The organism is Psychrobacter sp. AOP7-B1-24, from assembly GCF_052376215.1.
GTDB lineage: Bacteria > Pseudomonadota > Gammaproteobacteria > Pseudomonadales > Moraxellaceae > Psychrobacter.
This window is the reverse complement of the sequence record NZ_JBQSVL010000085.1, coordinates 1-11,133: the sequence shown is the minus strand read 5'-3', so window position 1 is coordinate 11,133 and position 11,133 is coordinate 1. Positions and strand designations below refer to the sequence as shown.

The following is an 11,133-nucleotide window of genomic DNA, read 5'->3' as shown; positions in this document are numbered from 1 at the left end:
GTCAGTTTTCTTAGTCATCGTTTTGATGATTTGGAAACTGGCTCTTTTTTTGTTTTGCCAGAAGCCTAAGAACTTAAATACATGAACTTTAGTATGCTAATATCTCATTATATGTATTATAAGAAATGTAGTTGATTTACTTAGCCACATTTTTATAGTCAACTCACTTAACTATAATTTAGTAGCCAAAACCTACCACATCATTCAACCACACCCGAACTGGCAGCGACGGTAAGTAGCTTTGTCCAAGGAAATACAAACGCAGAACGACATATACTTTTATAAAAGTTAAATAACCAAATAAATCATTCGCTAATCAAAGGGATTTCGATGAACTGTAAGCTATTTTTATCTATCTTGAGCATTGGGTTTCTTACGACCACCTTTAGTCATGCTGATGAGAGCGTTACAGCCAACATTGATGCTCCTTCAGTTGCTAGCAAACTTAGCGATATTAATCGTAATGATTTAGCAATTGCTAGTCCGCTAGGTATTATAGTTGGTGAAGACTCTATTGACGTGGCAATGCAAAAGTATCCAAATCTAAGGTCATCGCCATGGGCTTTGAACAGTGCAGGATTTAGCTTAATTCCATTAGGATATAATTTTTCTGGTGTTACTCTTGATCCTATTGAGCATTCAGGTATGAATGGCGTTAGTTTTTTATACGACAGCGCGGGTATTATTCATCAAGTATATATTACATTTGATCCAAAATTCATATCCTACGATAAGCTATATACTAATTTAAGTGAGCAATATTTAGAAAATCCCATGGATCTCGGCAGGTTAAATAACTCTTATGCCTACATTGATCGTTCATATGAAAAAGAGTGGAATGGATTTTTTTTGAAGAGGAATATGCAATTTGTCGCTAACAATTTGAATATAGATATTGTTTCGCCTACATACGGTCAAATTAAAGACAGCCCAAGTATGACTTCTTCGATGAAAAAGTTATCCGGTGAGCTAAAAATTCAATTACATGCAGAGCCCAATTGGATAAGACAGCCTTACGAGAACAACACAACTATATCTTATATTTCTCCATCCTTAACCAGCCTGCGTCAGCAGCAATTGATTCTTGTTGATGAGATATATAGTAATTTATATCAAATTGAAGAGAAAATGACTACCTATTTAGAGATCAGAGAACTAAGCACTGCGTCTATAGCATCAGTAAAATCTCAGCTACAACAACTCGCAACGACTGAATATTCATTTTTGCTCTATGACCAATATCATGATTTTTTGACACGTTTTGTGGATGCTAAGTTAACACCAGACTCTGATGAAGCAACTGATGAATTTTATAAATCAGTTCTCGATAGAACCAACAAAGATTTACTTTTATCCGATATAATAGAAAAATATAGCGCCCAAATAAACAATGTTAGGCAATCCGATAAAACAGATAAAGACCAACAAATTGAAGACATTTCACGTCGTTTTGAAGCTGAATTGCAACCTTTATCTGATGAAATTCAAGCGCAGAAAGACTCAGAGAGACGTACACTTTTATAAAAGTTAAATAACCAAATAAATCATTCGCTAATCAAAGGGACTTCAATGAACCGTAAACTATTTTTATCCATCTTGAGCATTGGGTTTCTTACGACCACCTTTAGTCATGCTAATGAGGGCGTTACAGCCAACATCGACGCTCCTTCATCAGTTGCTAGCAAACTTAGCGATATTAATCGTAATGATTTAGCAATTGCCAGTCCGCTGGGTATCACCGTTGGTAAAGACTCTATTGGCGTGGCACTGCAAAAGTATCCAGATCTTGAGCTGCTTTCCTCAAACTACTCTAATAGTGATGAATTTAATTATTCGCCTTTAGGGTATAGAAAATATGCTGTGGAGCTTGACCCAGAAAAAAACGCGGACATTGAACACCTGGCGTTTTTGGTTGATAGTAACGACATTATTCACGAGATAGGAATTTCATTTGACTCTAAATCTGTATCTTACGACGATCTGTACGCCGATTTAGGGTCAAAGTATGTACAGCACCCAATCTCAGTCGACTATCTCAATAATTCTTATGCATTTAGTTCTGCTGACGACAGTGAATGGTGGGGATATTATATAAATAAAAACACGCAATTCATCGCTAAAAACGCACATATTGACGTGGCCTTTATGCTAGATGGTACGACTCAAGATGCTTTTGGTGACACTGTCTCGAGTAGAGATTTAAACGGTGATTTGAAGGCTCAATTGGACGTAAAGCCTAGCTGGATAAAAGAATCACCTACCAAATGGTTGGGGGTAACGTATCTTTCTCCTTCAATGGTGAGCATGCGGCATCAAAAAGATTTTTTCGTCGAGAAAATATTTAAAAATGTATATCAAGCTGACAAAGATCTGAATAGATTATATAAAATGACGGATGCACTCAATTTAATGGTAGGTGCTATAGAGAATCGTGCTCAGCTTGAAAGGCTTCCTATTGATTATATGTTCGTTGACCACTATCCCTATTATGTCATTCTGAGTGATTTTGTCGATGAAATGCCTACACCAACATCTGATGAGGAAGCTATTAATCTATATAAGGCAATCGCCGCGCGAACCGAAAAGGATTTAACCCTTATCAATATTTTTGAAAAATATGGCACGCAAGCATATGATATCACGCAGTCTGATGTGAAGAATAAAGATCAGAAAATCCAAGAGATTGCGCATCAGCTTGAAGCAGAACTACAATCCTTTGATTATAGTTAAACTAATGGAATCTGGTGTTGCTAAATACATGTCAGCAACACCTAATCTTTAATGACTGATAATGAGTTTCAGCTATAACAAACCCATCATAAAAGTAACCATCTCCCATTCGCATGAAGCAATTGATGACATATTAGATACCCGCTAAAGCACAAACCAGTAAAACTCCACTCCTCCTATTTCCTAACTAAATACACACTATCTAACACAGACGATATTCAGCTTTGTTAAAGTAGCTCATGCAAACACTCTACTAAAAGGCAGCCAGTCATGAGCTTACTTGATACCCTGAACCTCTCCTACCCTATCGTCCAAGCACCAATGGCAGGTGCAACCACGCCTGAACTGGCGGCGACGGTGAGTAACTTTGGCGGACTGGGCTCATTAGGATCTGGTATGACAGCACCAGATGTTTTAACCAGCCAAATTGATACCATTAAATCGCTCACCGACCGACCTTTTATGATCAACCTGATGGTGCTCTCCAAGCAGGAATATACGACCATTGATACCGAGCTCCCTGCTTGGCTAAGTAAGTATTATCAGGACAATACTATCGAATTTACACTACCTGAAGGCCCTGCTCAGAACTTCGCAGAGCAGCTGCAAGTGCTCTATGACAACCCTGTGCCTGTCGCCAGTTTCACTTTTGGTATTATCAGTGCCGAGCAAGTTCAGCGTCTGAAAAATCTAGGTACACTCGTCATCGGCACCGCCAATCACCCGTTAGAAGCGAGGGCATGGGCAGATATTGGTGCAGATGCGGTATGTGTACAAGGGGTCGAAGCTGGCGGACATCGCGGTGGTTGGTTGCCGCAAAGTGAGAGCGATCCATTGGGGCTGTTGACGCTAATTACCCAAACGCGTGCCTGTACCGATATTCCGTTGATTGCAGCGGGTGGCATCATGAACGGACAAGCCATCAAAGCGGTTAAGGCAGCAGGTGCTGAGCTGGCGCAAATAGGGACGGCATTTTTGACTACTGACAAATGCGGTATCAATGACATTTATAAACAAGCGCTACTCGATGCCAGTTATGGCAAACGCAGCGCTGAGACGCGCTTAACTCAATTGTTTTCAGGCAAGCTCGCTCGTGGTTTATTAAATGACTATCTACATAATTTTGCCCAATTTGAAAGCGCTGATACGCTACCGCCCTATCCACAATTAAATGTTATGACCAAATTTATGCGAGCTCATGCGTCTCAGAACATGGATGCAGAACATTTGTCTTTATGGGCAGGACAAGGAGTTGCTTTGGTCAAGCAAGAAAGCACGACTGAGCTGCTTAAGCGGCTGGTAAAGGATTTATAAAGTTACTCATCTTTTAACGTTGCGCGAAATTTTTTATAATCCTCTGCTGTCTCTTTTACCGACTCGATCATCGGTACGTGACCGACTTCTGGCATCATGATAACTGTCGACTGCGGGATGATTTCTTTAATCAATGCAGTCGTCTCAGGCTTGATGACTTGGTCCTGTTCACCCCAAACGACCAGCGTCGGTATCTTATAGTTGGCAATGACTTTGGCACGCTCTTCGACATTGTCAGTGACGATCTGCTCTAGTATCTTGGACTCAAGCGCTTTATTAGCAATACGCTCTTGCGCAAACACCGCTTGTACCGATTTGGGCAAATAAGGCGGCTTATACATGACAAAGTCATACATATCGTAAATATCTTCCGTCTTATTGATCAATAGGGGATTGTTCTCAAGCGTGGCATTTTCAAGCGACTTAGGAATACCTGCCGACCAAAACCCTGCACTGTCGATGAGCCATAGACTTTCGACGTCGTCTGGATACTTTGCTGCGTAAGCCACACTGATAGCCCCACCCATCGAGTTACCACCAATATGAATATTGGACGCCAAGCCCTTCGCTTGTATCAACTCATGCAGACGTTGCGCTTGGGCCTCCGCGCGATAGTCCGCAGTATCCGGCTTACTCGAATCTCCAAATCCTAGTAAATCTGGAATAACAAGGTGATAGTCTGCTAGCTTGTCAGCGATACGAGTGAAATTATCTTTATTACCACCAAAACCATGAATCAATAATAAAGGCTCCGCATTGATCGTATTATTTTCGGCATACGTAAGTTGTTCACCAGAAGCGAGTGTGAATACTTTAGTTGTGAGGTCTGCTTTATTGCGCTCGTGTTGGATAATTTTTTGAGTCGTATTTACGGCCAGTGTATTGGGTGCGGTGGTACAGCCAACGACTGACAAACTGAATGCAGTGGCAAGGCTTAGGCGTTTTAATATCATCGAAACTTCCCTATTAATATATATAGTCAACGAACTACTAAACAGCTACAGCGTTACCCTCCTGCCTACCTTCTTGGGAGGTACTACCTGTGCTACCTGCACTCGATATGACATTGAACTATAATACTCATAATTATCACTGTTTATCTTATAAAATATACGCTTATATCATTCATTGTATGTAATTGACACAATGCAGGACAACGAAAAACTATGGCAAAACGTCCCACCATCAAACTGCGCACACGGCGCAAATATTACCGACTGATTTTTACGGGTATTATGGCGATGATGATGTCACTGATCATCTCGACGGCCTTGTTGGTAGTGAAACAAGGATTCATTGACGGTTTCTTTATGGAGTTAATGCATTCGTGGGGACTGGCCTTTGGCTTTGCTTGGCCAAGTGCTTATGCGTGCGCCTATGTCGTACAAGAGCATATTCTCAGCCGTATTGAGTTTTACTAAACCTTCTAACCCAGTTGCACGTTATCACCGATAAGTTGTGAAAATCTAGTAGCCCTCTACGCTAAAAAACCAGTTAAGATAAGGTAAATAAACTATTTCGTAGAGACGGCTATGAGCCAATCACGGCGCACTATTGAGCGACTACTCACTCAAAAAACACTACCAATTCAGCACACCGCTGCGGCAGCTAAGTCGCTAGGCATCTACCCTAGCAAGGATACTTGGCGGACATTCTTTGACAAGACCGCACTGATTATTGGCGTGATTTCCCTAACATTAGCACTAGTGTTTTTTATTGCCTATAACTGGCAAGATTTGAGCAAGATAGGCAAATTCGCTTTGGTTGAAAGTGCATTAGCCGTTACGATTGCGCTTTATGTGGCACTGTCTTTTAGAGGACGATTCAAACTTATTCGTCAGTTGCTTTTGCTTATTGCCAGTGTGATTACAGGCAGTTTGTTGGCACTATTCGGCCAAGTCTATCAAACAGGCGCAGATACGTGGCAGTTGTTTGCCGCTTGGGCAGTACTGATCATTCCTTGGGTGCTTATCGCGCGCTTCCCAGCACTTTGGTTACTATGGCTAGGGTTATTTAATACTGCTCTTATCTTATCTTTTAGTGTCATAGATTTAGGATTTGTAAGCTACCTATATCAAAACATATTACAAGTAAGTATCGTTGCCTTGGTCAACTTTATCGCACTAAATTTATGGTTATTCTTTATTGATAATCAGCGCTTGTCTTTAAAACGGTCAATAACTCCAATCAAAAATAAGCTGCATTGGAGTACTTATATTGTCGGTCTACTCAGCACTTGTATTACCACTCTCCTAGCTATCGTAACGATTTTTGATGAAGTAAATACCTCCACGCTACTAATACCTCTTGCACTATGGGCTTGCTGGTATGCTTTTATGGTTTGGCGTTTTTATAAGCATACCATTAACCTACTAATGCTGACTTATATGTGTGGTTCTATTATTACCATTATCATGTCTTGGAGCATTAGACTGTTTTTAGATGGCTTTGACCTTGGTGGGTTTTTATTTCTAACGCTGCTACTCATAGGTATCAGCTCAGCAGCCGTCATTTGGCTACGTAATGTCGCACGTCTTGGTAATAGCAACGGTAATGGCAGTGAGAGCGAGAACCAGCTTACAACAACCATAATCGAAGGACACGAACTTAATAACGACTCAGATAGCGCTACTAATAATCACTCCAACAGCCATGTAAATAGCCATCTAAACCCTACGCTGTTACAGCTCCAACAGCTTGGTCTAATTGATGTTGATGCTATTGATATCGATGACAACGCTCATGAGCATACCCCTTGGTTTATACAAACACTGTTTGGCTTTAGTGGTTTACTAGCAAGCGGTCTTTTCATTGTATTTTTATTATTGTTATTAAACGGTATCAGTATCTTTGAAAGTGTCGCAGGCTTGCTAGTGACCGGGCTATTACTCAGTGCTGGAGGTTTTGCGCTATTTAAAAACAATAACCATAAAGACAATACTTTTATTAGCAGTTTAGCTTTTACCATTAGCGTCTCAGGTCAAGTTTATATTGCTGCCGCTTTATTGGAAGTTAGCTTACCAGAACCTATAGGCATTTGGCTTTTCTTGCTTATTCAAATAGTTATAACTACCATCGTACCGAACCCTATTTATCGACTATTAAGCGTAGGTGTCGTCATAGGTTGCCTAATTTATCTACTTAACTACTACGATATACCTGAGGCCGTTTTAGGCGTATTGGCGCTGATTACCGTGATTGGCAATCTACAACGCTATGAACTATTGCAGTATCTATCAGCACCAAGACGAAATAGCAGATTTGAGATTATAAACGCAGTGGCTTATGCTAGCGCAGCCATACTGTTAGCCGTCTCAGTGTATTTTATTGCCGCTGAATATGGTAATGGCTTTGGCTATAATGAGGAGGCATTCTTTTATAACTATTTCTTAGCTCAAACTCTGCTTACCCTTGCCAGCTTATATGCTGCGTACTTACTACTCAAACGCTATCACATTAAATTCGTATCACTGTTAGGAATGATAGCTACCGCCGCTATCATCGTTTTGGGTGCACTATCGGTCTATGTGTCAGGACTGCTCGCGACTAGTTTGGTCATTATCATCGCCATGGCGAACAGCCAAAGAGTGTTGTTAGGTCTGAGTATCGCCGCTCTGGTCGGCTATATATTTTGGTACTACTATCAGCTGGATACCTCGTTATTAATTAAATCTCTCTCTATGTTTATTATTGGAATCGCGATATTGCTCATGCGTTGGCTGCTAGTGACCTTCTATCTTACCAATAGCGTCACGCCAACAAATATAAGTGATACCAGTCATAAGGAGCGCCTACTATGATCGACAATAAATCAAGCTTGGTAGTACGACATCCAACGATGACACCGCAACCGTGGTGGCAAAAGCGCGCATTCAAAATTGGCATTGCGCTATTGGGATTGCTACTGGTTATCACTACTATGACTATCAATGTGGCTAAGTTTGAGACCCATCTGGCTATGGGTAACACCGTACTATTAAAGCTAGCTCCGATCGATCCGCGTGGGTTTATGCAAGGCGATTATATGACCTTAAATTATGATTTGGAGTCTGATGTATTCGATGCTTTACCACCAGACTCTGCTAGTAGAGAAACAGAGGCTCAGAGGTTTGAGCAAAACTTCCGTAAATATGATCCTAAAGAGGGTTATGTTATTGTAAAAACAGATAATCATAATATTGGTCAATTTGTACGTTTAGCCGACAATCAGCCTGATGATCTAGCAGCGAATGAAATGGCGATTTATTACCGTGCTCGTAACGGCAGAATAAAACTGGCAACCAATGCCTACTTCTTTCAAGAAGGTCATGCTGAGTCGTTTGAAGCAGCTAAATATGGCTTGTTTCGAGTCAATGACAAAGGTGAGCCGTTACTCACGCACATGGTCAATCAGCAGTTTAAGATAATAAGAGGTGTCAATAATCATCACGCCAGAGAATAAGCTATAGTCACTCCACTATAAAAGTTCTACTGCGTTAACCTCGTTTGAAGTATTTAATATACATCTACACTCGGTTGCCTTGTACTACTTTTAAATTGAATCGACTATAACCCGCCTTAATGTAAGCCAAACTTTCTATAATGAAAGGCTTTTAGCAAGAATGTATCCCAGCAGTAGACGACCAGTCTATTTTTAAGTATAGTGCTTTAGTGAGTAGGCAACTTAGTCAGTAGCCAACCTATATAGTCGATCTACTATAAAATAAATACAGAGATGCGGATTACATTTTGCGCCGCCTCTGTCTGCGTAGGCACAGCAAGCAAGTAAAATGTCATCCGTATCGCATGGTTGTATCTCTTTTATTTGGGACTGACTATAGTTGTAATATCATTTTTACTCAAATAAAAATAAAACCGTAAGCGATTCCGATAGACTCATATTTCAACTGTATTTCACACCCCAATAAATAAACCAAATAACGAATAAAGGACATTATTATGCGCAGCGCAACCTATCACAGTTTTGGCAAACCAACAGACGTACTGAGTTTGGCCGAGAGTCATACCCCCGAACCAAAAGAAGACGAAGTCCGAGTCAAGACCATACTCTCCTCTATTCATAACCATGATTTATTGACCATTCGTGGACAGTACGGCTTTAAGCCAACACTGCCAGCCATCGGTGGTAGCGAAGCCGTTGGTATTATCGATGCCGTCGGTGACAATGTGACAACCCTCAAAGTTGGGCAGCGGGTCGCGGCGGCGAGCGTGCAAGCGACGTGGGCCGAATACTTCACCGCAGCGGAACACATGATATTCCCTGTGCCTGATGATTTGGAAGACGAAATGGCGGCGCAGCTCATCGCTATGCCACTCAGTGCGCTGATGCTGATTGAGTTTTTAGCACTAAAACGCGGTGAATGGGTTATTCATAACGCCGCCAACGGTGCAGTCGGAAAATCACTCGCCATGTTAGCCGCCGCACGTGGTATCCATACTATTAATGTCGTAAGAAGTAGTGATGCTATAAAAGAATTAGAGTCGCTAGGCATCAAAAACAATATCAACTCCTCAGATGACGATTGGAAAGACCAAGTCCGTAAAATCCTTGGTGAAGACAAAATCAGTGCGGCAGTGGACTCGGTCGGTGGTGACTCCAGTAACGATTTGCTATCACTATTGTGTCATGGCGGCACGTTAGCGTCGTTCGGCATTATGTCAGGAAAACCAATGGTGCTAGATCCAACCCATATCATCTTTAAACAAGCGCTTATCAAAGGGTTCTGGGGCAGCAAAATCAGTCAAGAAATGAGCGTAGAAAACAAGCAACGCTTGATTGATGAACTAATCAAACACGCCATCAATGGCAACCTAAAACTGCCTGTCGAAGCAACTTTTGATTTGGCAGACATCACTAAAGCAGTGGATGGAAAATTGCAGTCAGGTAAAAAAGGCAAAGTACTTTTGAAGCCATAAACCTGCACTTTATGGCTCATAAAATACAATAATTTAATAAGGATATAACCATGTCAAACGATAAAACTTTTAAAGCCTTAGTCGTCGAAGAAACCAACGATGGCGAATTCAAAAAAAGTATCCAAGAGCGCAAGGTTAGTGACTTACCAGAGAATGACTTGCTCATCGAAGTGCATTATTCATCATTAAATTTTAAAGATGCCATGTCGGCATCGGGTAATAAAAGAATCACCAGAGCGTATCCGCACACCCCCGGTATTGATGCCGCAGGCGTGGTAGTGAGCGATAAATCAGGCACGTTTAGCGCAGGGCAAGAAGTGTTGGTATTCGGCTATGATCTCGGTATGGATACAGATGGTGGTCTGGGTCAAATGATTTCTATACCCGCAGATTGGGCGCTGGCTTGTCCAGAAACGCTAACACTAAAAGAAGCGATGACTTATGGGACTGGCGGCTTAACCGCAGCGCTAAGTGTCCAAAAGCTAGAGAAAATGGGCGCAAAACCAAGTGATGGCCCAGTTGCTGTCACTGGTGCAACAGGCGGCGTGGGTACAATCAGTATCGCTATCTTAAAACAGCTCGGCTATGAAGTGATTGCATTCTCAGGCAAGCCAGAGCAAAGCGAGCATCTAAAAACATTGGGCGCGAGCGAAGTACGTCATCGCGACACCATCAATGAAATCGGTAATAAACCTGTCGGCCGTGAGCTATGGGCAAACGCCATTGATACCATTGGTGGCGATTACTTACCTAACCTGCTCAAGCAAACCAAATCTGGCGGCGCGGTGACCAGTTGCGGCCTAGCCAGTGGCGCTGATTTTTCGATGTCAGTGATACCTTTTATCACCCGCGCGGTGTCGCTATTAGGTATCGATTCGGTCTATATTCCGCTGGCTGATAAAGAAGCCATTTGGAAGCGTGTCGCTACTGATATGAAACTGCCTAATCTAGAGAGCTATGGCGAAGAGATTACGCTAGAACAAACGCCAGAATACTTAGATCGCTTTATGTCGAGTACAGTGGTTGGGCGTTATGTGGTGAATGTGAAGGGTTAGGATTTTAGCTTAGTAATTAAGAATTATAAAAAAGGCAGCATCTCTTTTGAGGTGCTGCCTTTTACTTTGATAGCGCTAATCTACAACAGTGATCATGATAGGAAGAACGTAAAAAACC

The 11,133-nt window shown here is 41.7% G+C and carries 9 protein-coding genes; 8 read left to right on the top strand and 1 reads right to left on the bottom strand.

The window, feature by feature from the left end:
* Nucleotides 1-330 precede the first annotated feature (330 nt).
* The 3 genes from ACT3QP_RS12880 (at nucleotide 331) to ACT3QP_RS12870 (ending at nucleotide 4,044) form a co-directional block, all read left to right on the top strand.
* Nucleotides 331-1,524: a hypothetical protein gene (locus ACT3QP_RS12880; protein WP_444525777.1), complete on the top strand. Its 1,194-nt coding sequence runs from the start codon at nucleotides 331-333 to the stop codon at nucleotides 1,522-1,524.
* Nucleotides 1,525-1,569: 45 nt separating this feature from the next.
* Complete coding sequence (locus tag ACT3QP_RS12875) at nucleotides 1,570-2,730, top strand: hypothetical protein (protein WP_444525776.1); 1,161 nt, start codon at nucleotides 1,570-1,572, stop codon at nucleotides 2,728-2,730.
* A 270-nt stretch (nucleotides 2,731-3,000) separates the two neighbouring features.
* A complete protein-coding gene (locus tag ACT3QP_RS12870; protein WP_444525775.1) occupies nucleotides 3,001-4,044 on the top strand; it encodes an NAD(P)H-dependent flavin oxidoreductase in 1,044 nt (347 codons plus the stop codon).
* Between the two features lie 2 nt (nucleotides 4,045-4,046).
* Here ACT3QP_RS12870 and ACT3QP_RS12865 read toward each other — a convergent pair whose 3' ends face one another.
* On the bottom strand, nucleotides 4,047-4,997 hold the full coding sequence (locus ACT3QP_RS12865; protein ID WP_444525774.1) for an alpha/beta fold hydrolase: 951 nt from the start codon (nucleotides 4,995-4,997) through the stop codon (nucleotides 4,047-4,049).
* Between the two features lie 213 nt (nucleotides 4,998-5,210).
* On the opposite strand from ACT3QP_RS12865, the gene ACT3QP_RS12860 reads away from it, so the two are divergent.
* From ACT3QP_RS12860 to ACT3QP_RS12840, 5 genes are all read left to right on the top strand, one after another.
* Nucleotides 5,211-5,465: a DUF2798 domain-containing protein gene (locus ACT3QP_RS12860; protein WP_444525773.1), complete on the top strand. Its 255-nt coding sequence runs from the start codon at nucleotides 5,211-5,213 to the stop codon at nucleotides 5,463-5,465.
* A gap of 111 nt (nucleotides 5,466-5,576) precedes the next feature.
* Entirely contained in the window at nucleotides 5,577-7,844 is a 2,268-nt protein-coding gene (locus ACT3QP_RS12855) for a DUF4401 domain-containing protein (protein WP_444525772.1), read from the top strand.
* On the top strand, nucleotides 7,841-8,485 hold the full coding sequence (locus tag ACT3QP_RS12850) for a GDYXXLXY domain-containing protein (protein WP_444525771.1): 645 nt from the start codon (nucleotides 7,841-7,843) through the stop codon (nucleotides 8,483-8,485). Before ACT3QP_RS12855 ends, ACT3QP_RS12850 begins: the two co-directional genes overlap by 4 nt.
* Before the next feature lie 497 nt (nucleotides 8,486-8,982).
* Nucleotides 8,983-9,960, top strand: coding sequence for a zinc-binding dehydrogenase (locus ACT3QP_RS12845; protein WP_444525770.1), 978 nt, complete (start codon nucleotides 8,983-8,985; stop codon nucleotides 9,958-9,960).
* A 50-nt stretch (nucleotides 9,961-10,010) separates the two neighbouring features.
* Nucleotides 10,011-11,015, top strand: a complete 1,005-nt coding sequence (locus ACT3QP_RS12840; protein WP_444525769.1) for a YhdH/YhfP family quinone oxidoreductase — start codon at nucleotides 10,011-10,013, stop codon at nucleotides 11,013-11,015.
* Nucleotides 11,016-11,133: the final 118 nt, after the last annotated feature.

Coding starts and splice junctions, on each gene's coding strand:
- ACT3QP_RS12845 (WP_444525770.1), top strand. CDS start 8,983: ATGCGCAGCGCAACCTATCACAGTTTTGGCAAACCAACAGACGTACTG.
- ACT3QP_RS12860 (WP_444525773.1), top strand. CDS start 5,211: ATGGCAAAACGTCCCACCATCAAACTGCGCACACGGCGCAAATATTAC.
- ACT3QP_RS12870 (WP_444525775.1), top strand. CDS start 3,001: ATGAGCTTACTTGATACCCTGAACCTCTCCTACCCTATCGTCCAAGCA.
- ACT3QP_RS12855 (WP_444525772.1), top strand. CDS start 5,577: ATGAGCCAATCACGGCGCACTATTGAGCGACTACTCACTCAAAAAACA.
- ACT3QP_RS12840 (WP_444525769.1), top strand. CDS start 10,011: ATGTCAAACGATAAAACTTTTAAAGCCTTAGTCGTCGAAGAAACCAAC.
- ACT3QP_RS12865 (WP_444525774.1), bottom strand. CDS start 4,997: ATGATATTAAAACGCCTAAGCCTTGCCACTGCATTCAGTTTGTCAGTC.
- ACT3QP_RS12875 (WP_444525776.1), top strand. CDS start 1,570: ATGAACCGTAAACTATTTTTATCCATCTTGAGCATTGGGTTTCTTACG.
- ACT3QP_RS12850 (WP_444525771.1), top strand. CDS start 7,841: ATGATCGACAATAAATCAAGCTTGGTAGTACGACATCCAACGATGACA.
- ACT3QP_RS12880 (WP_444525777.1), top strand. CDS start 331: ATGAACTGTAAGCTATTTTTATCTATCTTGAGCATTGGGTTTCTTACG.